Origin of the sequence: Streptococcus sp. NLN76 (assembly GCF_015686645.1) — a bacterium.
Classification (GTDB): Bacteria; Bacillota; Bacilli; order Lactobacillales; family Streptococcaceae; genus Streptococcus.
Genome location: NZ_JADPMS010000011.1, coordinates 22,942 through 45,333, shown reverse-complemented (window position 1 = coordinate 45,333; position 22,392 = coordinate 22,942). Strand labels below are relative to the sequence as shown.

Genomic DNA, 22,392 nt, shown 5'->3' with positions numbered 1-22,392 from the left:
GGTTGGAGGTAAAATGAAGGGCTGGGTAACAGACTTTGTAATGAAGACTGAGCAACAAGGAGGATAAGAAACAACCATGAGTCCTTTCCATAACTCTATTGTTCTGGGAAACATTGCAATAGTCAAGTATTTATACAATCATTGTTCAAACTGGGTTTTAATAACCCTCTAAACTTATATTACGAGGAGACTCTTATGACAAAGTATACATTTCCCAAAAATTTTTGGTGGGGAGCTGCTACTTCTGGCCCCCAAAGTGAAGGACGTTTCCAAAAGAAACACGCCAATATGTTTGACTACTGGTATGAGATTGAGCCTGAGGTTTTTTATAATCAAGTCGGGCCAGATACAGCTTCCAACTTCTACAATAGTTACGAGGAAGACATCGCTTTAATGAAAAAAATCGGCTTGAATAGCGTCCGCACCTCCATTCAATGGTCCCGATTAATTAATGATTTAGAAACCAATACAGTCAACCCGGACGCCGTTGATTTCTACAATAAGGTTATTGATTGTTTCATTGCGAATGGTATTCGTCCTATCATGAACCTCCACCATTTTGACCTCCCCATCGAACTTTACCACAAATATGGAGGTTGGGAATCACGCCATGTCGTTGATCTCTATGTAGGATTTGCGGAACAAGCATTCAAAGCTTTTGGCGATCGCGTCAAAGATTGGACCACCCATAATGAACCCATGGTCGTTGTCGACGGTGGTTACCTCTATCAATTTCATTATCCTAAATTAGTGGATGGAAAAAGAGCCGTTCAAGTGGCCTACCACCTTAATCTAGCTTCAGCCAAAGCCATCGCTAGATTTCGAGAACTAGGACTCCAAGAAAATGGAGGTCGGATTGGAACGGTTCTTAACTTGACACCAACCTATCCTGCCTCAGATGCAAAAGCAGATTTGGACGCTGCCCATTTTGCAGAACTCTGGAACAATAAATTATTCCTGGAACCAGCTATTAAAGGCCACTTCCCAGAAGAATTGGTCCAACGACTAGAAGCCGATAAGGTCCTCTGGCAAAGCGAACCCGGAGATCAGGCTATTTTTGAACAAAATACTGTTGATTTCCTCGGTGTAAATTTCTACCATCCAAACCGTGTAAAAGCTCCAGAAATCGCTCCAAATTCAGTTGGTGATTGGATGCCCAATCGCTATTACGACAACTACGAAATGCCTGGACGACGGATGAATATTGACAAGGGCTGGGAAATCTACCCACAAGCCATCTATGACATTGCTATTAATATCAGAGACAATTACGGAAATATCCCCTGGTTTGTTTCTGAAAACGGCATGGGAGTCTCCCGCGAAGAACGCTTCCTTGATGAAAATGGTCAAATCCAAGACGACTATCGTATCGACTTCATCAAAGAACACCTAGCCTACCTCCATCAGGGAATTGGTGAAGGATCCAATTGCTTTGGTTACCATCTCTGGACTCCAATAGACTGCTGGTCTTGGATGAACGCCTATCGAAACCGCTACGGCTTTATTTCAAACAACATCCACACCCAAGTAAAAACCATCAAGAAATCTGGACATTGGTTTAAAACGGTCGCCCAGGAGAATGGTTTTGAAGACTCATCCTATTAATACAAAAAAGTCGGACTCCTCTTCCGACTTTTTTGTACTATGTAAAAGAATCTAATACTCAATGAAAATCAAAAATTAATACTTAACTAACTTCTAAATCGGAATACTCGAAAAATTTCAAAAAGATGACTAGGAAAGCCGATGATGGTAGAACTAAAGTTCACCGAAGAGGCTTGACAACGTCAGATTTTGAAATTTAATGAGTATAAACTAGGAAGTGAGCCACAGACAACTCAAAACCTCTGGGAGAGGTTTTGAGTTTACCGATAAAACTTTCGTAGAAAGTTTCAAATAAGTACGGCAAAGTTGACAAAAACTTCGTTTTTTAACTAGGATCTCAGACAGTCTACCAGACTGTCTGACCTGACAACAATTAAATTTGATTTTCAAAGAGTATAAACATAAAAAGAGGCTGAGTAACATACCAGCCTCTAAATTATCGTTCATGAAAATACTTGACTCAGTGCTTTATCCGACTTTTTGATAAAGATAAAGCATTTCTGTCGCAACCTCTTTCAAGGTATAGGTTGTCATAAGATGATCTTGAGCGTGTACCATAATAATCTCAATCTTAATTTCAGTACCGCTAGCATATTTTTGCAGCAAGTCCGTTTGGGCATGGTGAGCTTCCAACAACTCCTCATCTGCAGCATCTAATTTTTCTTGAGCTAGCTTATAATCATGTTCACGCATGGCCGCAAAAGCTTCATGAATAGAAGTTCGCGCAGTCCCACTATGAAGTATAATCTCAAAAGCCGCAACCTGTAGTTCTTCAGGACTCATAGTCAGCCTCCTTACGCAAGATTATCCAAGATGAGTTGTGCCATTTTCTCAATTCCCATTGGAATTGGAACATAGGCTTGTGGTGGAACCTTCACTACAGGACGACCAGCTTCTGCACCGACTGCCGCAAATTGATTGTAGTACATACCAGCCTGTGGACTTACGAGATAGACATCATAGGTTGCATCAGCAATCACTTGCTCCCCTTCATTCGATGAAATAGCTTCCACTGTGATATCTTTTCCTTGTGCTTGAAGATATTCCGTTGTTTTAGAAGCCATTAAAGAGGAAGACATTCCTGCAACGCAGATAATTAACGCTTTAGACATAAGATTCTCCTTTAAATTCGGTTCGATGGGTGCGCTTCCAACATCTTGATATAAGTATAACAGATATAAAATAAAATGTCTAGTCTTTTTATTTTTAAAGTCAGTTTTTAAAGGGATGTAGTTGCGGTAAAAGAAAAAAGCTGATTTCCTCAGCCTTTTCAGCTATCTATGATGTAGGCATTCTGATTTTTAGTATACTCTTTTAGTTTATCTTTTATTACTGTGTTAGCTCGTCTTGCCGTACTTCAGTACTGTCTACGACTCGCTGCCTTGTACTAAAAGTAAACCAAAAGACTATATCAATCCGGATTTTAGTTTATCGCCAGTGTTACGTTATCATTTTCATAACCTATTTTAAACCCAACAAGACTTCTTTTTCAGATAAGAATTCTTCCATTTCCGCTTCAACATCAATATCCAATCGATTTGCAAACTCCAAAAGCCACCACATATTTTCTGCCAATTTGGACTCCAAGCGGTATGGAGTTTCATCATAATAGCGACCTTGTTTGGTCATCACCAAACGCTGCAAATTTCCAACATCATTCGACAAAGCCAAAAAATCTTCCTCAATGGACCAACGAGAGCCATGATTGGCCTCCTCTAATTTGTGATAGGCCTCCCGAACGGCAATGCTTCGTTTCATGAGTTTTTTTCATATCTTACTCCTTTGGTAAATTTTCAAAAGCCTCTTCTACACCTCAAGCTCCATTTGACATAACAAGCACTCTTCCAATGCTCTCCGGATGCCGGACAAGAGCAGTCAATACCTTGGCCACGTTGGGAATGGTGTTTTATTTGAAAATAACACAGTAAAAAAGCGTAAATAAACACTATCTGTGTTATTTTCAAATAAAATCTCATATTCTCTTGTTAGGAATTCTCTTCCTGCGCCAATACTTCTATATAATTGAGTCCCCATGTCTCTACTTGATCTAAAACACCTTGAAAACTGCGGCCAATTTCAGTTAGGCTATACTCCACCCTAGGAGGTACTTCTGGGTAAACTTCACGATGGACCAACTTATCCTTTTCGAGTTGTCTTAAATGGCGGGTCAAAATACTTTGAGTCACACCAGGAATGTTTCGTTGTAACTCGTTAAAACGTTTGGTTCCCGTACTCAATTGATACAGAATGACCAAGGCCCACTTCCCTGTCAAGACCTTTTGGGTAGTCGCAAATGGACAAATTCCATACTCACTCACTTTATTCATCATTTTTTTCTCCTTGATTTACACCAATAGTAGCATATTTGCTACTAAGCGTTGTAAAAAAACGTACTTGTGGTTTTATTAGTCTGATTATACAATAGATTTGTAATCAAATAAAGGAGAAAACTAATGTCTAAAAATCTAGAGATTTTCAATCGTTACAATGAAGGTCTTATTGCAGGTGATTTCCCTGCCGTATTTGATACCATGGCAGACGATATCATCTGGCACCAACCTGGAAATCACTCTGTTTCTGGAACAGTTGTTGGTAAAGAAAAACTTGGAGCTCACTTAGCTACATTTGGTGAAAAAACAAATGGGACCTTCAAAGTTCTTACAAACTGGGTATCAGACAATGGTGATTTGGTGGCAGCCAACGTTACCTTCGTAGGAACACGCCCAGATGGAGAAGAATTGAATATGAATGGCATTGACCTTTTCCGTATGGAAAACGGGAAAATCCAAGAAGTCTGGCTCTTCTCATCCGAACAAGCCGTTGAAGATTCATTTTGGGGATAATAGAAAAAGACTTGCGAAAAAATCGTAAGTCTTTTTGTATTATAGTCTTTTAGTTTACTTTTAGTACAAGGCAGCGAGTCGTAGACAGTACTGAAGTACGGCAAGACGATCTAACACAGTAATAAAAGATAAACTAAAAGAGTATATCTTAATCTTTCGCCAGTCCTTCAATCACTTGAACATTGGGAAGTTGTGTTAATAACTTAGTCGGAACTAACAATTTGGACTGTACTAGTCCGCCGCCTACAATAATGCTATCTTGTTCCAGGATTTGCTGATCGATCAGAATCGACCATGTTTCGGGAAGTCCAATCGGAGTAATGGCACCGAATTCCATACCTGTCTGTTCCAGGATAAAGTCTAAGGGAGCAAAGCCGACTTTGGCAACATCTAAGGGGCGCTTAACGGTCGCATTGGTGTTGGCTTTTTTACCGTAAGGGATAAGAAGGGCGGCATATTTTTTCTCGTCCCCACGTTTGCCTTCAAGGACCAGGCAGTTTGCCTCCTGTTCAAAGGGCACCCCGTATTCACGGTTTAGGCTTTCTCCATCCGCAAAATCCGGATTGATTTCCGCAACTTGAATTTCTTGAGTTGCGTTCAGATTCACAATGCTTTCCCAGACCGATGTAGGGAGAAGTTCTTTGCCCTCAGAAGCCTGTTTAAAATCAAGATTCATTTCATTTTCTCCTAAAATAAAGCTGTCAAAGCGGTAATCAGACCAAAGACAATTCCTGGCGCGTTAGCAGCTGCAAGAGGGATGTCTCGTTCTTTTTTAAACAAGCCGTAGTAAACCCAGAGACTGCAGTTGATGGCCGCAACTAGGGGCTGGATAAAATTCCCTTTTTGGCCGGCTAAATTGTTCATGATTTGAGGGATGTAGGAAATGTACATCATGACAGACATAAAAGTCGCAATCCACCCGAGTGTTTTCATTTGTTTTTCAGACATTTTCCTCTCCTTTTCAAACATTTAGCAACTATTCTAACAAAGTAGTGGGAAAAAGACAAGATGAAGAAAGTTCGATAAAGGAAATGAAAGATTAAGCTTCAATAGGAAGACTTGGTGTTTCGCGATCGAGAATGTGTGAAGTTGCTTGACCACCCAAGTAGGTTTGGGATTGTTCAACGATGAATTGGAGCGCAGCTTCTAAGGCCTCCTCCCGGCTTGGATCCAATAATTCGATGACCAAAAAGGCATTCTTTGTGTCTTCTGTAATCATCGTCCGTTGGCCATCCCGCCAGTTAAGGCAGCGACAAACTGCTCCGGCTTCATCCTTGTAACACAGTTCACCTGGTAACGTTGGATTGTTTTCATCGCTTCCAATCAGATAAAAATCATCGCCACCTTCAGTCAGTGTTAATTGCAAATCACCTTGGAAGGTATCCAAATCCTCTGCACCACAAGGAAGAGCGAAACGAAGGCTTGCTGCATGATAGATATCCACAAGTGGCAAAATGGTTCCCACGGGTTTCTCGCTTTTGGCCCTTTTCAAAAGAGCTTCAATACTGGAGCGAGCTCCTTTTTTGGTCATAAATTTTTGAAAGGCTTGTCGATAAACATGAATCACAGGATTTTCTGCGAAAGGTTCTTCTTCCACAAAGGATATGGCTAGCTTATTGCTTTCCTCCAAAAGGCTTTGAAGCTCTGCTGGAGATTCATCTAGCTTTTGATTTACTCTTTCAAAAGCACAACTCCAATTTTTGCATCTAGAAAAAGATTCCAGAAGTACTCATCAACGATATAGTCTTTTAGTTTACTTTTAGTACAAGGCAGAGAGTCGTAGACAGTACTGAAGTACGGCAAGACGAGCTAACACAGTAATAAAAGATAAACTAAAAGAGTATAAAATGTGCCATGCTTGGCTCCTTTCATTGCCAATAGGTAAAAAAGCAGCACTGTAAAAGTATCTTCTAAGACCTAGCGATACTTTCAAGTTCTGCTCACCCGGTGGCGATTCTTATTTATTTTTCTTCAGTGTACCACGAAATACAGGCTTTGTCTATTTTCCTAAAAAGGCTTGGAGAGCTGGTAGGGCCGTCTGATTAAAACTTGGATCAATCCAATGACCTCCGCCTTCCACAGTTACCAATTGAGAATCTGAAAAATTTTTATTGGCATCTAAGGCATAGGAGTAAGGGACCACTTCATCTTCTGTTCCATGGATAATCATGACCGGTGCTTTTACCTTTTTAATTTCCGCATTGATTTCGATTGACATGGCATCGCTTAGATAGATTGCACCCAGTTGAGCATTCCGATGAGTGACAACCACTGGGATATCTTTTTCGGAGTCTACTCCTAATTGGGCATAGGTCTGTTCTACATCGTCAAAAAGAACAAAGGCCGGGAAAATCAAGGCCAATTTGTTAACCTTATCAGGATTTTCTGCTGCATAAAGGGTTGACACAACTCCACCTTGGCTAGCTCCGAGAAGAGTTACTTTCTTATCGTTGATAAAGTTCTCCTGAGTCAGCTGATGAACCACTGCTTCAAGATCTGCTTTTTCAGTTAAGACAGACATATCCAGCATATCTTGACCTCCGCTCTTGGATTGTTGGCTCCCGCCATAGAAATCAAAGCGATAGACCACATAACCAAGACTTGCTAGGTCCTGAGCGTAGGTTTCATAATTTTCTAAAGTATTGTTAAAGCCATGTGCGATGACTAGAAGCGGTCTTTTTTCTTTTTTATAATTGGCATCCGCAGTGATAACTCCGACCAACTCTACATCATCCCGTTTAACAGTATAGTCCTCGTTGACCAGATTGGTAGTTTCGCTCAATTGAACTGGCTCATTTTCTTGACTTTGTACGACTTGGTTAAGCGAATCACGGCTATTGCGCCGGACAAAAAACCAAGTGCAACTAAGGACTAACAAAATAAGACTAAAAACATAAATAGCTTTGCGCATTATTCCTCCTCTTTAGGTTCAATTACCTTAATAACCTTGGCTGGATTACCAGCCAAGACCACATTGTCTCCGAAGGATTTGGTGATCACGGCACCCGCACCTGCCACAACGTTATCTCCAAGGGTCACGCCTGGTAGAACAGTCACACCTCCGCCAGCCCAGAAATTATCTCCAATGGTAATCGGTGCTCCATACTCCAAACCTGAATTCCGTTCGTCAGGATCCAAGGGATGGAGGGGTGTGAGGAACTGGCAATTTGGTCCAATCATGGCATTCTTCCCAATCCGAATCGGACACACATCGAGCATGGTCAAGTTCCAATTGGAATAGAAATTTTCCCCCAAGTGGATATTGACACCGTAATCACAAACAAACCGTGGTTTAACAGACAGATTTTCTCCTGTAGAACCAAACCATTCTTTTAAAATCGCAGCCCCTTTTTGCCGATCGTCTTCCTCGTTAAAAGCCTTTTGATAGGCCCTAGATGCCACAACCAATTCCCTTAACTCAGGATCAGCCGGATTGTAAAATTGGCCCGCTATCATTTTTTCAAATTCAGACATACGTTTCTCCTTCTGTAAATTACTACTACCATTATAGCAAAATCCACACTTCAAGGTTGCGAATTGAAAGTTGGGGGAGTAATCCAGTATGCAGTTATTCCCTTGATTTCGAGGAGTACCATGAAAGAATTACAGTCTCTTATCTACTCATCAGAAGAAGGAACAGAAAAGGCTCAAGTCATCACACGCGGTGAAAGTATCTGGGCAACTTAAAAAGAATTAGCTTGCTTGTTCGGTGTTAATAAATCTACAATCAATAGGCATCTCTGCAACATATTTATCCATGGTAGGCTAGATAAAAAAGTGGTTGTTGCAAAAATTGCAACAACCACTCAACATGGGGCTACTTCAGCAAAAACACAGACTACCGAATCCAATTTCTTCAATCTAGATGCAATTATCTCCGTAGGCTATCGCGTTAACTCACATAAAGCAACTCATTTTAGGCAGTGGGCAACACGAGCCCTACGTGAATACATGATTATACTCTTTTAGTTTATCTTTTGTTACTGTGTTCGCTCATATTGCCGTAGTTCAGTACTCTCTGCGACTCGCTGCCTTGTACTAAAAGCAAACTAAACGACTATAAAACAATTGACCATACAAATCAAATCAAAACTAAGACATCACTTCAATTTCTGGAGATCTTTTTTGGTACCCTTGGCCAAAGCGCCGACGATTTTATGAGGAAGGTATAAGTCATCCAAATAGTCCATATCCTGTGGAGATAGCTCAAAACCAAAGGCACCTAGATAATCATCCAGATAAGCTTCCTTGGTGACCCCAAGAATCGGACTGTGCATCCCCTTTTGCCATAGCCAAGCCAGTGCAATCTGACTACGACTCTTGCCATATTTTTCTGCCAATTCCGCCACACGCGCCACGATTTTCCGATCCTCAAGCTCAGTGCTATCATACTTGGCGCGTGCACTTTGATCAGCCTGACTGCGCGCGGTATCCGCCGTCCAGTCACGCACAATCCGACCCGCCGCCAAGGGACTGTAGGGCACCAGAGCCACTCCCGACTCCTGACAGAAGGGAATCATTTCCCGCTCTTCCTCCCGATAGAGGAGATTGTAATGATGTTGCATGACGGAAAAAGGAGTCCAGCCCCTCTTGTCTGCCACATATTGGGACTGTTGGAATTGCCAAGTATACATACTTGATGCCCCAAGATAAAGGACTTTCCCTGAACGAACCAGGTCATGGAGAGCCTCCATCGTCTCCTCGATTGGCGTCTGATAATCCCAACGATGAATGTAAAGCAGGTCGATGTAGTCTGTCCCTAATCGCTCTAAGCTCTTCTCCACCTGGTGGAAAATAGCCTTTCGCGAGAGCCCAGTGGTGTTGGGACTCGTGCTTTGGCCATCACCATAGAAAACTTTGGTCGCAATCACCACTTCTTCCCTTTTGGCAAAATCCTTCAAAGCCCGACCAAGAATCTCTTCGCTAGAACCATATCCATAAAAATTAGCGGTATCGAAGAAATGAATTCCCATATCCAAAGCCTTCTTGATTATCGGCCGACTAGCAGCTTCATCCAGCACCCACTTGGAATGAAAGCCACGCGCCGGATCGCCAAAACTCATACATCCCAAGCATAGCTTGGAAACCTCCAGACCTGTATCCCCTAATCGTGTGTACTCCATGACAGACCTCACTTTCTTATTGCTCTTAGTATAACAAAACAGCCGTCACTATTCGACAGGCTGTTTCTTCTTTTAATAAAAACTTGGCTTCTCCCATTTAGTTCCAACTTCCCCAAGTCCAACACTTTCACGGTGAAAGTCCTCTTTACCGCTTACCGCATCCACTACAAACTGGGCTACCAGTTGACGGGTTACTTGGGCTTCAGTGAAGGGCTCCCCTTTACGGGTCACATGAAGCTTCTTCCCTTCAGCATTATAAAGCCAGGTAATTCGTAAAATCAGATAATCCAAATCAGAGGCTTCCACTACATCTGCAGCCTTACGAACATGGGAAGTCCACATGATACCTGTATTGGACCGATACCAATCTTGGAACGGACCTTCAATTTCTTGGTAAATATCCGGAACACTGGAAACAATAAAACGAGAAACGCCTGCTTTTTCAACCAAAGGAAGGAGGTGGCCCACAAGTTGATCATCTCCAACAAAAGCTAAGAAAGCGACATCAGCCCCTGCTAAAGCCAGTGACACCTGGGCAGTATCCGCAAAATCTCCATCTACAAGAGTTACACGTGGAGAAACAAATTCTTGCAACCGAGCTTGCGCATTTCGTGCAAAAAGCACCAATTCAACCTCTGTCTGTTCCAAAAAATAACGAGTTGCCAATTTGGCAATTTGACCAGCAGCACCTAAAATCGTAACTTTCATCACCCATACTCCAATCTATTTCCTTGATTCACTAAATCGACCTCGGGATGATAATCACAACGGCTGTTACCAGAACAGCCCACATCATAGCTTCTGGTAAAATCGTTAGCGTCAACAGTAATCCCACTAATTTGATCACGATATCCAACAACCGCGCTCTAACTACATCGGTAAGGGATTCACCCTGATAGCTATCCTCTTGCAGTTTCCGTAATTCCCTATACATCAAAATATTCATGGCCGTCACCAGTAGGGTAACAATTCCATACAAAGCTTGTCAAACTGGATTATGAAATTCTGCTGAAACCAAGGAAGTTGTATAGGGGAAAAAGGAAGAAAAGAAGAGTAGTAACATCGAAATCCATACCACGGTATTATTAATTTGTTTAACTCCATCCCAAACCCGGTGCATATTGACCCACATGGTTCCTAGCCAGAAAAAGGAGATGGTATAAGCCAGATAGTTCATCCGTAAATCCCACACGGCTGACCAGCTAATATGCTCCGGTCTTTCCAATTCGAGAACCAGTACGGTCATAATAATCGCCAAGACGGCATCCGTAAAAGCTACTAATCGTTCTTTCGCCATCATCTATTCAACATCCTCACTTTTTAAGTAATCTGTATCATTTTATCAAAGGTACACTCCCTATTCAACACCCTCGACGCTATTTACAGAGCCGCCTTCAAATAGTAGAATATCAAGCAAGAAAGGAGAACAACATGGTTCAGATTCAATTACTCGAACAATTTCTTGCTTTTGCGGATTTTGGGACTTTATCCGAAGCTGCCCAGCATCTCCATCTATCACAACCTAGCTTAACTCGAAATATGAAACAGCTAGAAGATGAATTAGGGACTGCCCTATTCCACAGAAGCCGCAACAAACTCACCTTAACAAAAACCGGAGAGTTCACCGTCACACAGGCGAGGAAATTAGTAAAACAACACCAAACTTTTCTCAACAAAGTTCAGGATTATTCTCAGTTATCCGTGCAACACATTGGAGGAATCTCTGGACCAGGCGCCGAGTGGCATTTTTTATCTCACAAACCTAAATTTAATTATCAATTGGTACTCCTTTCAACCCAAGAACTTTTTCCAGTTCTACAAGAGGAGCACTTTGATTTTATCATCACTGAGAAAACTTCTGAGCATCCCGGATTTATCAGTCAAGAATTGTTTAAGGAACAACTTCATCTATCCCTTCCTGCTTCTCACCCGCTCACAGCAAAAGAAGAAATCAGCGAAAAAGACTTGGCTGGTTTAAGTATGCTACTTTGGGCAGATTTAGGGGTTTGGCAGGACTACGTTGAGGGACTAACAAAAACAAAATTCATCCTCCAAAACAACTGGGAATCCTTTGAGGAACTCATTGCCATATCAGATATCCCTCACTTCTCCACGAATCTCACTCAACCACATACTGACAAGGATCGTAATCGAGTCCACCTTCCCATCACGGATCCAAAGGCAACCAAGACCTTTTATATCACGGTTCTTGATAAAAATAGGCACCTACTTCAGCTTGTATAACAATCTACAATCGTTTGAAAACACTGCTTCCTGATGAACGAAGCAGTGTTATTTTTTATAAGTTTTTTTCAAAGAAAGGAAGAATCGCGTCAAAGGCTACATCCACAAACGGGAAGAGGTCGTACATATCAAAATGGCTCGCCTCTGGAACCACAACCCACTCTTTGACAGCACTTTTGGCAGCATCAAAGATTTCACGAGAAGCAGGCTGGCTCCAGGCATTTTCAGCAGTAACCACCAAGTAAGGTTTGGTCATGTCTTCCATAATATTTTTCACGTTGTAGGTCAAAAGCTCCAATTGGCTCCAAGCTACAACTTGATTGCTCCAACCTGGACGATTTCCACGTGAGCTATAGTAATACTGAGCTCCTTCTTCAAAGGCGCGTGGTTGGAAGTTGAGGTGGATCAATTCACCCGTTCCATTTTCAAACGCTTCCTTGGCCGCTTTAACCTCCTCTTCAGGCATAAAGAAGTTGGTCATTGGAGAAGTTGAAATATCTGAAATTGCTGGTACAACAGCAGTGATGGCTTTCAAGCGAGGTTCTTTTACACCTGCAACAGACATGTAAGATCCAGAGCCACACATACCAAGTCCACCGATACGGTTCGAATCAACGTAAGGTAGGCTTTCAAGGAAATCAATAGCTCCTTCGATATCAGACTGTTTCACGTCAGGAAGTTCTTGTTGCCGTGGGAATCCTTGACTTTCACCAAAATAAGCCCCATCAAAAGTCAAAGTTACATAGCCTGCTTCTGTCAATTTTTGTGCATAAACGCTTTGCGCTTGCTCTTTCAAGGAAAGCATCGGTCCAGTTACAACGATAGCTGGATAATCATTATTTAAATCAAATTCAGCTGGAAGATGAAGATTTCCTGCCAAACGTAGGTCTAACTCTTTATTTTTAAATACAACTTTTTGAATTTCCAAGATTCAAACCGTCCTTCTACTTTTTATAAATTCAGTATAACGGAAAGGACCCCCCCTGTAAAATACAGACTTTCTATAGCAGTATGCACTAGATCAATAGCGGCCTATACCTTCCCAAAATACCGCAGGGCATTATAGGTATAATCACAAACCGCCGCATAATCATGCTGGGCACCTACTCGTTCACGGTATACCACGATCTCCTCCTCGCGGAAGACATCCGGTGCCTCTTGTAATAGATTCATGATTTGTCTGCGAAAAGCTTGATAGGCAAAGTCATGTGTTCCTGACGCAGCCCAGATGAAAAAGGGCTGGTTCTTTTCCCGGACCAAGTTAGCGTGCGTTTGAGCTGGAGTATTGACATTCCCACTCATGGGATTGAAAAAGTAAAAATACTCCAAGGCATTTTCAAAAGTCCGCCAAGTATTGACAGAACCCATGGAAAATCCGCTAAATCCGCGATAGCGCCTGCTAGCTTTCAAATCTTCCGAACTAGTAGATTGGGCATAACTACTATACCTTGATTCCACAGCTGGGATCAAATCATGAACCAACTCTTGATTATATCGTTGAGTTAACTGAATCGCTAAGCCAAAATCACGACTATCTTGAGGACTAGTATTGTTGTAAGTTAGATTGACAATAATCGTTGGTTCTACCTCCCCATTCGCTATGGCATGATCCACAATATGTTTAAAAGTTGCTGGACGCCCAGGCCTCCCCATGGTCGTGGTCTCATTGGACCAACCTCCATGGCTTAAATACAAGACAGGATACAGCTTATTGGGGTCATAACCATAAGGTAGATAAACCACCGCTTGCTTTTTCAACAAGATTGGGCTTGTAGTTTGGTAACTAAAAGACTCATACGTCTGATAGTCCAATACTTCCAAGGTTCCTGGCTGTTTGGAAGGCCTAAAGTAATCACTTGGAATCCTTTTTAATTTATGTATATTCAATTTCTCTACCTCAATTTTACTGAAAAGGAAGGCCACCGCCTTCCATTAATGCCGAATGATTGTTCTGAACTAGAGTTGAATCTAGGTTCTCATTTTGCTTGGAACAGATATGGAACTCCGTGTTGAACTTCTGCTTCTAAGGAAGCTTGATCATGTCCGCCATTAGCATTTTCCCAATAAATCAAGTTGCGATTATTAAAGAGACGAGTATTCACCCGCAGCGCCTCTATTTGGGGAATCATACTGTATTTAGTTCCGTCATTCTCCCCAACCATGGCAATAATGGTCACATCCTCTGGGCCATAGTTGTTGGCTTCCAAGCCTGACACTAAGGTCTGGGCAATGGCCTCATCCCCACTGCGTCCAGTCACACGATCAATCCAGGAATCCCCAGCCATGGGCATATAATCATGGAAATAGCGGCTATTTTCCACCAGGACATCCCATGTAGTGATGCCACCCATCGAGTAACCGCCAAAGGCCCGATGATTTCGACTAACTTCCAAATCCGCTGCACTTGTGGAAGCTGCATGGGTGCTGAAACGACCTTCCACTAGTTGTAGTACTTGAGTGACTTCATCCGTCGCAAAGAAGTGATTCAAAGGATAGTCCTGACTATAGTTGGAAACGACAAAAGAGCGATCGGGATAATAGGTTGGAAAAACGACTAACATGGGTTCCATTTCTCCAGCTGCAATCCATTGATCAAAAAGTGGCTGCATGGTTTCTGCGAAACTGACATTGTCCATTCCCGAACCATGCATCAAATAAAAGACATTCATGAGTTGTCCTTCTTGATAGGAGTCAGGTTGATAGACCACCACCTGCTTTTCATAGCTTTGTCCCTCATAGTCTGTTTCATAGGACAGGGTTTCCAGTCGGCTATTGATACTTGCGCTGCTGGTTCGCACCGAATCTGTAGACTGGCTTGGATTGAGCCAGGGTTGTGTCCACCAGAGTCCCAAGCCAAGCAACAGTAAAACCACTGGTCCAACACTCATAAGAATTCGTTTTGTCATTGCACACTCCTTACATGGTTAGGCGCTCATCATGCAAACGTCCACGCGCCACGCCTAATCCCTTCAAGGTCTCCTCAACCATCAACAGTGCAGGGGCTGAACCAACAATAAAGAAAAGCCCTCTTGCAATCTCTTCTGGACTGAGAATGGTTACCAATTCTTCCTCAGTAAAGCGATGGGCCTTGCCATCATAACGCACCTCTGGATTCCATTGACTTAATTCCCTAAAGTCCTGATCAAAGTAGCGCTCCTCCTCCGACTTGGCACTCCAAATAATATGAAGATTCCGCTTCCCAACTAATTCTTCGGATAAACTTTTAAGGGGTGCAATCCCCGACCCAAGCCCGTAAAGAATAATGGGGGCGTCTGTCTGGTCCTCGGCGATAATAGGAGCAAATCGACCAAAGGGCCCTTCCAGCTCCACACGGGTTCCAACTGGCAGTTGCGGTACCGCCTTTGTAAAATCCCCTAACCCTTGAATAATAAAGGTTACCGTGGATCCATCCTTTGAAGGGGCTGAGGCAACCGAAAAGGGGTGCATATCTTGGCTAATAGCGGCATCTGGAAAGCGTAGGAAGTAAAAATCACCTGCCTGATACACGTGGTCATCGGGCACTTGGATTTTTAATTCTTGAACAGTCGGGGAAAGAGCACTCGTCCCTATCAATTTTCCTTGAATCAGTTCCTCGGTCTCCACCACGTATTTATAGTAAACATAGGTTCCGACGAAGTAAATGGTATAAAGATCAAAGAGCATCATAAAGGGGCTGAGAATGGCAATCCGATTGATGAAATGTACATGGAGCCAAATAAGGAAAATCATGACAAAGTTGAGGCGGTGAATCCAAAGGGATAATTCATGTTTGAAAAAGACCTGCAAGCGATTTTTCAGACGCCGTGCCACTGGCAAGCGGTCGACAAACCAACCAGACATGAAGAAGCTGGCATAGGCGGTCCCGAAGATGGCTAAATACCAGGCCCACTGACCAGTAATTGAAATTTCCCAATGCATGGAAAAGAGAAATTGTTGATGGACAAAAGCCCCAATAAGGGCTAGAACCCCTAACATCCCATGTACAAAATACATAGCTGGAAGTCCAATCAAGCGATCCAACCATTGGGGGCGCGTGGAGAGATAAACGATGGCAAGCCACCAAACATAAGCCATGATTCCGATATCGTATAAGAGAAGATTGACTGTTGTATCCACTAAGCTAGTGTTTAGTAGGAAAATCAAAGGAAAAGGCAGGGCCAAGAGAATGACCAACCAGGTTACATAAAGGGCTCTTGGATGATTTTTGAACATTAGTTGTTGACTCCAATTCTTGTTAACCACGCCCGAACATCGGACTCCGCACCATTGACTGCACCATCTTCACCCCGTACAGAGAAGCCGTCTAGAACCGTCGCTTGGGGAAATTGACTTTCTAATTGACGTTGGCTTGCACCAAGACCTGAACCCAAGTGAGTTGTAAAAGGCACCAAGGTCTTATTAGCTAGTTGATCTGCTTCCCCATCCAAGAAAGTACGGACAATCATCGGATACTCACTCCACCAGACAGGAGCACCAATAAAGATGGTTTCATATTCAGACAAATCTGGTAACGGATTGGCGATAGCTGGACGGGCATCATCCGCCTGTTCCTGACGAGCCTGTTCTGCTGTTGCTTCATAATCATCTGGATAGGCAACAGCCGGCACAATCTCATACTGATCCGCATTGGTTGCTTCTGTAATATAGTCGGCCAATACCTTCGTGTGCCCGACTTCAAGAGGACCATCCCAAACTCCAGAAGTCCGTGAGAAATAGACTACGAGAACATCGTTATCCCCCGATAAATCTCGATTGGTTTGTGTGGTGCGCTCTACAGTCTGACCACCTGTATTCGATCCAGTTTGGCTAGTCCCTCGACTGCCACGTACAAAATTCCATGAGAAGAGGGCCACCAAGATAACCGCCACTCCTACTCCAAACACCCATTTTCTATTGTTCATCTGTCACTCCTTTTTATAATATTTCGAACCAAGACTGCAAATCTCGATCTGCTTTGTCCACTTTATTGCCTTCAACTGCGAAAGCATCCCGCATTCTAACCTGACTCCCCGCATCTTGCAAGACCGTTTCAATAGAATCTACACTCCTTCCTAAGCCATAGCCCCCATTTGTGGAAAAAGGCACTAGCTCCTTACCATCCAACTGCTCCGCATAAGCCTCCACAAAGCTTGCAACAGGTTCTGCGAGAGTCATCCCCCAAATAGGATAGCCCAAATAAATAAGCTTGTATTGGCTAAGGTCTGGAAGATTTCCTACCAGCTCGGGGACATTCTCTCGACCACGCTCTGAATTAGCCCGCTCAACCGCCTCTCCATAATCACTAGGATAGGGATCTGTAGCGACCAATTCAAAGACATCTGCACCGGATAAGGCTTGGATCTTGCTAGCTAGGAGTTCAGTCGAACCCGAACGAGAGAAATAGATGATGATACTGTCTGCATCTTGAGTCAAAATCCGTGTTGGCTCCTGATTGGCATTGGTATCCTGCCCATCCGAAACGGTCCCTCTACTATTGTCCCACTCTTCATCTGACAAGCCTAGCTGAGGAGCCACAATTTGACGAGGGTCCATACTTCCCGTTGGGAATTGAGAGCTGTCGGAGTAACCCCTCCTAATAGATTCAGTCCCAGTTTCTGAACTGGCTGATATGTCAGCCGCTTGATTTCCACAGGCAGTAAGTAAAGCCATACTCACTGCAATGAACATTAAAGATTTTCCTTTCATTGATTTCCCCTAATAAAAACTTGGTTTATCCAGATCTTCACTTCCAGGCTCCACAATCCCAAGACTGACTCCTAAATCACGACTAGGATCTGCCAACAGATCCAGCACATATTGGGCTACGGCTTGACGGGTAACCTGGGCTCCACGATAGGGTTGGCCTTGTGGAATCAGACGGTAATTTCGGTTTCCTTCTTGATAATAAAGCCAGGTCATTCGCATATAAGTGTAATCCAGACCCGATTCATCGACCATCCGAGCTGCGACAACACGTTCTTTGTCAGGGGAATAGGCACCAACCATACGGGCATTCCAACGTCCAAACTCACCGACAACCTCATCGTAAACCCCTAGCACACCTGCTACAATCAAACGACGAAGTCCTAATTCCTTCATGACTGCAATAACTGGCGTCAAGAGTTTCACGGAGCCCTCATTTACATAGACCACATCGGCACCTGTAAGAGCTCTACGCACATTCTCAATCTGACTCATATCGCCTTCCACATAGGTCACACGTGGATTCTCAATCCCGACCCTTGCCGCGACATTTCGACCGGCCAAAATCAGGTGATCTTCCCGTTCCTCTAGAATACGGGGGATTAGCAAGCGGGGGATTTGTCCCGCTGCTCCAATAATAGCCATTTTCATCTTTCAGTTTCCTTCCTATCCCTGTTTCATTTGATTTTCCCAAAAATGAATAGCGTCTTTAGTCCACCCCCTAGCTTTGGTGTGTAAACCGATCCCAAAGCCATGCCTGAGGGCTGGATAAACGTGAAATTCACTCGGAATTCCGAGACGCTTCAGGCGTTTACTCCTTTCTTCCATGACACGCCAGTTGGCGATGCCGTCATTGGTTCCACAATTGGAATAAGTTGGAGCATCAGCCGGTGATACATTGGAATAGCCCGTATACTGACTAATGACGGCTGCTGCTGGTTCAAGGTTTCGACTATAGCGAGTCAAGGACTGACGATTCCCAAGGGTAATGGCCATCCGAGCCCCTGCAGATCCTCCCCAAAGTGAATAGTCTGTTGGTTTTAAATCCAGATCCTTGGCCAATCCCTGAATCACTTCCAATGTCCGTCCCAAATCTTGGTAGGCCAGATGGGGTCTGTAAATCAAGGCAAAAGCATGGTAGCCAGCTTGACTAATTTCCAAAGCTTGTGGAAAACTATCGTGTAGAGCTGCAACATAGTGAAAACCTCCACCTGCATTGACAATTGCAAATTCCGCTTGCGGCTGACCTTTAAAGTAGAAGAGACCTGTATCGGCCCTTGATGGATCCTTAGCGATTTCATCCAGAGTATAGATCGGATAGAAAATCCGCTGCCCCTTTTCTCGTTCTTCCGCAAAATAATTCAGAACGGCCAAACTCGATTCCACTTGCAGATTGGAATACCAAATAAAATGCTGGCTATCGGTGATGTCTCCAATCGTTTCCTGGGGATCAAAGAACCGGTCCACCGGAAATAAGAGGTGGCCATAATCCTCAAAGATAGGATTGGTTATCAAATCTTGAATGCTTGTATCTTTTGTAATCTTCATCCTCTTCCTCCATTTCCAATCGTTCCTAATCAACATCTGGCTCTATTTTACAATCCTGGCTTAAAATAGTACAATAGCAAAGAGGTAGACTAGTATACACAAAATACATACTGAAAAGGAGATCACATGCTTCATTTGCAACATTTGGAACAACTGATTGCCTTTGCGGACCAAGGCACCCTATCAAAAGCCGCAGAAGTCCTTCTGATTTCACAGCCATCCCTGACTCGCAATATGCAACAACTAGAAGAGGAACTTGGGGTGGTGCTCTTTGAACGCAGCAAAAACAAACTGCAGTTAACAGAAACAGGTGAGTATACGGTTGGCCTGGCTCGGCAATTACTAGCAGACAGCGACACCTTTCTAGAACGGGTTCACCGCTTCTCCCTCCAAGCCACCACTCTTTTCGCCGGTATTTCGGCACCTGGAGTAGAATGGGAAATTCAAAATCGCTTGGCCGAAGCGGAATCTGAACAAATCATCCACTTTGATTTAAAAGAAAAAGAGAGACTCGTTCAGGGACTCCTTGCAGAAGACTACCAATTCATTGTGACAGATAGCCCTGTCCAAGAACCCAACATTCTTTCTAGCTCCTACTTTAGGGAACAACTCTATCTATCCGTTCCAGAAAGCCACCCCTTCGCCAGCAAGGAGAGCATTCAGTTAGCCGACCTAGCTAGTCTAACCATGCTCCTTCGAAGTGACTTGGGTATCTGGCAGGACCTGATTGATTCTCTAACCGAAACCAAATTTATCGTTCAGAAAGACTGGGAGGCCTTCACAGAACTGATTTCAGCCTCTACTCTCCCAAGTTTTTCAACCAATATCACCCAAATGATTTCAGAAGGCAACGGTCAACGAGTCGATATCCCCATTGATGACCCGGAAGCAACCAAAACCTTCTACCTCTCCGCTCTTGAAAAAAACGAGCGTATTTACAAACAAATGCAGTCCTTATAGCAAAAGGAGACCGGATTCCCGATCTCCTTTTTTACTTTGTCTAATTTTGGAAAAATTGTTTCTCCAGCCAAGCTGCATAGTCAGGGATCCGATCCCCATCTCCACCAAATCCGTGTGGCCAGTTATTCAAATGCGGCCAGTCTCTAATCCCATGTTTTCTAGCACTTCATATTGTTCCTGAAATTGATCGTAAAAAGGATCATTGGTGCCGTAAACATAATAGGTTGGTGGCAAGTTCCCCTCAGCTAACCACTCTGGATCCATATTACCGACACTCAAACGACCATAGAAGGAATACATCATTCCCGCTGCCGAAGCATGAGCTGGAATCCGTTCCAAATCATCCCGTCGATAAGAGGAATCCAATAGATCCGGAGTCACATCCTCATCGTAATGCATCAGAAATTCTCCCGCCTGCATTCCGCCTGCCGAAAAGCCCATCACTGCAATGTCATCCGGATCAATACCATAATCCTCCGCATGCTGCCGAATAAATCGTACAGCGCGAGCCACATCCAAGGCTCCTTCTTCTTGGGTATAAGGTCGTAGACGATCGTCTACGACAAAAGTTTGAAATCCCTGTTCTCGATGGGCTGCAGCAGTCGGAAGCGCATCTCCATAGTTCCCTCGGAATTGGAAAGCTCCTCCTGCCATCAAGAAGAACGCCCCCCCTGAGCAAGTGGAAGTGCGGTGATAAATGGCCGAAAATCAGATTCATCAAAATAGCCTGTCACACCGGATGAAAAATCCGTCTGACTTGGCATTCACCCTTCCTCCCACAGGTAGAGGGTCTGAATACGATTCGGTGTAACCTCCGTATTTGTGACGGTTTGGTTCCCTTCTGGTATCGGCATTTTTCGCATCATCAGGTCTCTGGTGAGATCATCCACACGTCCACTTCCGTAATCATAGCAGCTGGAAAATCATTGGTAGTTGCCTCCGTTTGGCTAAACTACCTTCACGCAAATCTCTGGTATAGTCTTTTAGTTTGCTTTTAGGACAAGGCAGTGAGTCGCAGACAGTACTGAAGTACGGCAAGACGAGCTAACACAGTAATAAAAGATAAACTAAAAGAGCATATCACTCACTTCACGCCCCTCACTGCTTTGACGAACTGCTTCCTCTATAGCTGAAAGTCCCGATTCGAGTCCCGCATTCCTAGTAGCATCTCTTGACGCATCTTCTGCACAAGCAGTCAAGACCAGTAAGACAATCATGAAGAGTCCTATTATCTTCGTCCGAATTTCCATTTTCCCCACCTAATACCCAAGCTCGCGAACCCAATCCATCACGGCTTGATTGTTGCCAGATGAGGAGAAACGACGACCTTCTTGCCAGTCTCCACCATTGCCAAGAGCAGCCAGATTCTGACCACTATCTCCCATTTCACTACTCATAGAAGTGGCGAATGGGATGACTGTTTTACCTTCAAAATTGTTCTGACGAATAAAGGACTGTAATGGCCAGGCGGCTTGTTGCCACCACATTGGATAGCCAATGAAGACTGTATCATAATCAGCCCAATTGTCCGGTGTGCTGACTTGTAATTCTGAACTGCGTTCACTTTCATTTTCATATTCACGTACAATCCGGCTCTCTCGATCATTCCAGTTGAGATCTTCATCTGTAAACGGATTTGCCAACTCAACTCTAAACAAATCTCCACCGGTCTCAGATGCAATTGTCTCAGCTACTTCTTGGGTATTTCCAGATTCTGAATAATAAGCCACTAAGACGCGATCATTTCCAGCGTTAGCAATTTTTGCAACTGATGCTGAAGTAGCACCCGTAGAAGAGCTGTCCGAACTCACTGTCTGACTGGAATTTCGACCACATGCTACTACAATACCAGCTGCTAAAACGGTTACCAAGATTAATCCTAATTTTTTCATTCTACTACCCCCTCTTCTTTACTCTGTCACCATACCACGATAATGCATCCCATACAAACCCGCATAGCGTGTCATGGTATACTCGGCCATGTCCAGTATTTGTTGGGTTGGTGCCGCCCCTTGAAACAAAAAGGTCAACTCTTTCCCCATCAGCTGATCCTCCACTACTTCGTATTGACGATCCAAGAAATTACGAATCATACCCGACATACTGTGCCAGTAAACCGGTGATCCGATGACTACATGATCGGCCTGAAAAACTTTTTCAACCACTTCTTGAAACTGATCGTCTGGGAACTCTTGACCATAATCGTATATCTTATAATCAACGAGATGAAGGGATTCATAGCCTTCGTCTCCAAGAACTTTTTTCGCTAACTTGACAGTATTTCCATTTTTATTAGGAGAACCATTAATAAAAAGTGTTGTCATACCAATCCCTCTTTCTATGCAATTGAACCTAAAATTTTCATGTGCTAACTTTCCTTCCTTTAG

General features: G+C 43.5%; 27 protein-coding genes and 2 pseudogenes. 5 read left to right on the top strand and 24 right to left on the bottom strand.

Features of this window, described 5'->3' with window-relative positions:
* Window positions 1-195 precede the first annotated feature (195 nt).
* Window positions 196-1,605: a glycoside hydrolase family 1 protein gene (locus I1A59_RS03450; RefSeq protein WP_196091418.1), complete on the top strand. Its 1,410-nt coding sequence runs from the start codon at window positions 196-198 to the stop codon at window positions 1,603-1,605.
* Window positions 1,606-2,073: 468 nt separating this feature from the next.
* Here I1A59_RS03450 and I1A59_RS03445 read toward each other — a convergent pair whose 3' ends face one another.
* The 4 genes from I1A59_RS03445 to I1A59_RS03430 all read right to left on the bottom strand — a co-directional run bounded on the left by I1A59_RS03445 (window position 2,074) and on the right by I1A59_RS03430 (window position 3,935).
* The gene (locus I1A59_RS03445; RefSeq protein WP_196091417.1) at window positions 2,074-2,388 is read right to left on the bottom strand and encodes a PTS cellobiose transporter subunit IIA; all 315 of its coding nucleotides are present in this window, start codon (window positions 2,386-2,388) and stop codon (window positions 2,074-2,076) included.
* Window positions 2,389-2,399: 11 nt separating this feature from the next.
* On the bottom strand, window positions 2,400-2,717 hold the full coding sequence (locus I1A59_RS03440; RefSeq protein ID WP_196091416.1) for a PTS cellobiose transporter subunit IIB: 318 nt from the start codon (window positions 2,715-2,717) through the stop codon (window positions 2,400-2,402).
* Window positions 2,718-3,066: 349 nt separating this feature from the next.
* Window positions 3,067-3,363: a MazG-like protein gene (locus I1A59_RS03435; protein ID WP_196091415.1), complete on the bottom strand. Its 297-nt coding sequence runs from the start codon at window positions 3,361-3,363 to the stop codon at window positions 3,067-3,069.
* A gap of 227 nt (window positions 3,364-3,590) precedes the next feature.
* Window positions 3,591-3,935, bottom strand: coding sequence for a helix-turn-helix domain-containing protein (locus I1A59_RS03430; protein ID WP_196091414.1), 345 nt, complete (start codon window positions 3,933-3,935; stop codon window positions 3,591-3,593).
* 123 nt (window positions 3,936-4,058) lie between these two features.
* On the opposite strand from I1A59_RS03430, the gene I1A59_RS03425 reads away from it, so the two are divergent.
* The gene (locus I1A59_RS03425) at window positions 4,059-4,448 is read left to right on the top strand and encodes a nuclear transport factor 2 family protein (protein ID WP_196091413.1); all 390 of its coding nucleotides are present in this window, start codon (window positions 4,059-4,061) and stop codon (window positions 4,446-4,448) included.
* Between the two features lie 148 nt (window positions 4,449-4,596).
* On the opposite strand, the gene I1A59_RS03420 is transcribed toward I1A59_RS03425, so the two are convergent.
* The 5 genes and pseudogenes from I1A59_RS03420 to I1A59_RS03400 all read right to left on the bottom strand — a co-directional run bounded on the left by I1A59_RS03420 (window position 4,597) and on the right by I1A59_RS03400 (window position 7,922).
* Window positions 4,597-5,124: a YbaK/EbsC family protein gene (locus I1A59_RS03420; protein ID WP_196091412.1), complete on the bottom strand. Its 528-nt coding sequence runs from the start codon at window positions 5,122-5,124 to the stop codon at window positions 4,597-4,599.
* Between the two features lie 11 nt (window positions 5,125-5,135).
* Entirely contained in the window at window positions 5,136-5,396 is a 261-nt protein-coding gene (locus I1A59_RS03415) for a SemiSWEET family transporter (RefSeq protein WP_196091411.1), read from the bottom strand.
* A 91-nt stretch (window positions 5,397-5,487) separates the two neighbouring features.
* Window positions 5,488-6,221, bottom strand: a pseudogene (locus I1A59_RS03410) (B3/4 domain-containing protein).
* A gap of 226 nt (window positions 6,222-6,447) precedes the next feature.
* A complete protein-coding gene (locus I1A59_RS03405) occupies window positions 6,448-7,359 on the bottom strand; it encodes an alpha/beta hydrolase (RefSeq protein WP_196091410.1) in 912 nt (303 codons plus the stop codon).
* A complete protein-coding gene (locus tag I1A59_RS03400) occupies window positions 7,359-7,922 on the bottom strand; it encodes a sugar O-acetyltransferase (RefSeq protein WP_196091409.1) in 564 nt (187 codons plus the stop codon). The genes I1A59_RS03405 and I1A59_RS03400 overlap by 1 nt, the downstream gene beginning before the upstream one ends.
* 303 nt (window positions 7,923-8,225) lie before the next feature.
* On the opposite strand from I1A59_RS03400, the gene rhuM reads away from it, so the two are divergent.
* Window positions 8,226-8,417, top strand: coding sequence for a RhuM family protein (rhuM, locus tag I1A59_RS03395; protein WP_348769620.1), 192 nt, complete (start codon window positions 8,226-8,228; stop codon window positions 8,415-8,417).
* A 131-nt stretch (window positions 8,418-8,548) separates the two neighbouring features.
* Here rhuM and I1A59_RS03390 read toward each other — a convergent pair whose 3' ends face one another.
* The 3 genes and pseudogenes from I1A59_RS03390 to I1A59_RS03380 form a co-directional block, all read right to left on the bottom strand.
* Window positions 8,549-9,571 (bottom strand): aldo/keto reductase, encoded by a 1,023-nt coding sequence (locus I1A59_RS03390; protein WP_196091408.1) that lies wholly within the window; start codon window positions 9,569-9,571, stop codon window positions 8,549-8,551.
* A gap of 72 nt (window positions 9,572-9,643) precedes the next feature.
* Complete coding sequence (locus tag I1A59_RS03385; RefSeq protein WP_196091407.1) at window positions 9,644-10,279, bottom strand: NAD(P)H-binding protein; 636 nt, start codon at window positions 10,277-10,279, stop codon at window positions 9,644-9,646.
* A gap of 31 nt (window positions 10,280-10,310) precedes the next feature.
* A pseudogene (locus I1A59_RS03380) lies at window positions 10,311-10,868 on the bottom strand (TMEM175 family protein).
* A 134-nt stretch (window positions 10,869-11,002) separates the two neighbouring features.
* On the opposite strand from I1A59_RS03380, the gene I1A59_RS03375 reads away from it, so the two are divergent.
* The gene (locus tag I1A59_RS03375; RefSeq protein WP_196091406.1) at window positions 11,003-11,815 is read left to right on the top strand and encodes a LysR family transcriptional regulator; all 813 of its coding nucleotides are present in this window, start codon (window positions 11,003-11,005) and stop codon (window positions 11,813-11,815) included.
* 55 nt (window positions 11,816-11,870) lie between these two features.
* Here I1A59_RS03375 and I1A59_RS03370 read toward each other — a convergent pair whose 3' ends face one another.
* From I1A59_RS03370 to I1A59_RS03335, 8 genes are all read right to left on the bottom strand, one after another.
* A complete protein-coding gene (locus I1A59_RS03370) occupies window positions 11,871-12,743 on the bottom strand; it encodes an alpha/beta hydrolase (protein ID WP_196091405.1) in 873 nt (290 codons plus the stop codon).
* A 104-nt stretch (window positions 12,744-12,847) separates the two neighbouring features.
* Window positions 12,848-13,702 carry an alpha/beta hydrolase-fold protein gene (locus I1A59_RS03365; protein WP_196091404.1) on the bottom strand — a complete coding sequence of 285 codons (855 nt, stop codon included), beginning with the start codon at window positions 13,700-13,702 and terminating at the stop codon, window positions 12,848-12,850.
* An 89-nt stretch (window positions 13,703-13,791) separates the two neighbouring features.
* The gene (locus I1A59_RS03360; RefSeq protein WP_196091403.1) at window positions 13,792-14,721 is read right to left on the bottom strand and encodes an alpha/beta hydrolase-fold protein; all 930 of its coding nucleotides are present in this window, start codon (window positions 14,719-14,721) and stop codon (window positions 13,792-13,794) included.
* Between the two features lie 10 nt (window positions 14,722-14,731).
* Window positions 14,732-16,027 carry an FAD-binding oxidoreductase gene (locus I1A59_RS03355; protein WP_196091402.1) on the bottom strand — a complete coding sequence of 432 codons (1,296 nt, stop codon included), beginning with the start codon at window positions 16,025-16,027 and terminating at the stop codon, window positions 14,732-14,734.
* On the bottom strand, window positions 16,027-16,716 hold the full coding sequence (locus tag I1A59_RS03350; RefSeq protein ID WP_196091401.1) for a flavodoxin: 690 nt from the start codon (window positions 16,714-16,716) through the stop codon (window positions 16,027-16,029). Before I1A59_RS03350 ends, I1A59_RS03355 begins: the two co-directional genes overlap by 1 nt.
* Window positions 16,717-16,729: 13 nt before the next feature.
* Window positions 16,730-17,482 carry a flavodoxin gene (locus I1A59_RS03345; protein ID WP_196091400.1) on the bottom strand — a complete coding sequence of 251 codons (753 nt, stop codon included), beginning with the start codon at window positions 17,480-17,482 and terminating at the stop codon, window positions 16,730-16,732.
* A 27-nt stretch (window positions 17,483-17,509) separates the two neighbouring features.
* Window positions 17,510-18,148, bottom strand: a complete 639-nt coding sequence (locus I1A59_RS03340) for an NAD(P)H-binding protein (protein ID WP_196091399.1) — start codon at window positions 18,146-18,148, stop codon at window positions 17,510-17,512.
* A 15-nt stretch (window positions 18,149-18,163) separates the two neighbouring features.
* Window positions 18,164-19,045 (bottom strand): alpha/beta hydrolase, encoded by an 882-nt coding sequence (locus tag I1A59_RS03335; RefSeq protein WP_196091398.1) that lies wholly within the window; start codon window positions 19,043-19,045, stop codon window positions 18,164-18,166.
* Window positions 19,046-19,171: 126 nt separating this feature from the next.
* Between I1A59_RS03335 and I1A59_RS03330 the strand changes: the two genes are divergently transcribed.
* A complete protein-coding gene (locus I1A59_RS03330) occupies window positions 19,172-20,005 on the top strand; it encodes a LysR family transcriptional regulator (RefSeq protein ID WP_196091397.1) in 834 nt (277 codons plus the stop codon).
* A 126-nt stretch (window positions 20,006-20,131) separates the two neighbouring features.
* On the opposite strand, the gene I1A59_RS09505 is transcribed toward I1A59_RS03330, so the two are convergent.
* From I1A59_RS09505 to I1A59_RS03310, 4 genes are all read right to left on the bottom strand, one after another.
* Window positions 20,132-20,659: an alpha/beta hydrolase gene (locus I1A59_RS09505; RefSeq protein WP_247644754.1), complete on the bottom strand. Its 528-nt coding sequence runs from the start codon at window positions 20,657-20,659 to the stop codon at window positions 20,132-20,134.
* 413 nt (window positions 20,660-21,072) lie between these two features.
* The gene (locus I1A59_RS03320) at window positions 21,073-21,255 is read right to left on the bottom strand and encodes a hypothetical protein (protein ID WP_196091396.1); all 183 of its coding nucleotides are present in this window, start codon (window positions 21,253-21,255) and stop codon (window positions 21,073-21,075) included.
* 9 nt (window positions 21,256-21,264) lie between these two features.
* On the bottom strand, window positions 21,265-21,897 hold the full coding sequence (locus tag I1A59_RS03315; protein ID WP_196091395.1) for a flavodoxin: 633 nt from the start codon (window positions 21,895-21,897) through the stop codon (window positions 21,265-21,267).
* An 18-nt stretch (window positions 21,898-21,915) separates the two neighbouring features.
* Window positions 21,916-22,329, bottom strand: coding sequence for an NAD(P)H-dependent oxidoreductase (locus tag I1A59_RS03310; RefSeq protein ID WP_196091394.1), 414 nt, complete (start codon window positions 22,327-22,329; stop codon window positions 21,916-21,918).
* Window positions 22,330-22,392 lie beyond the last annotated feature (63 nt).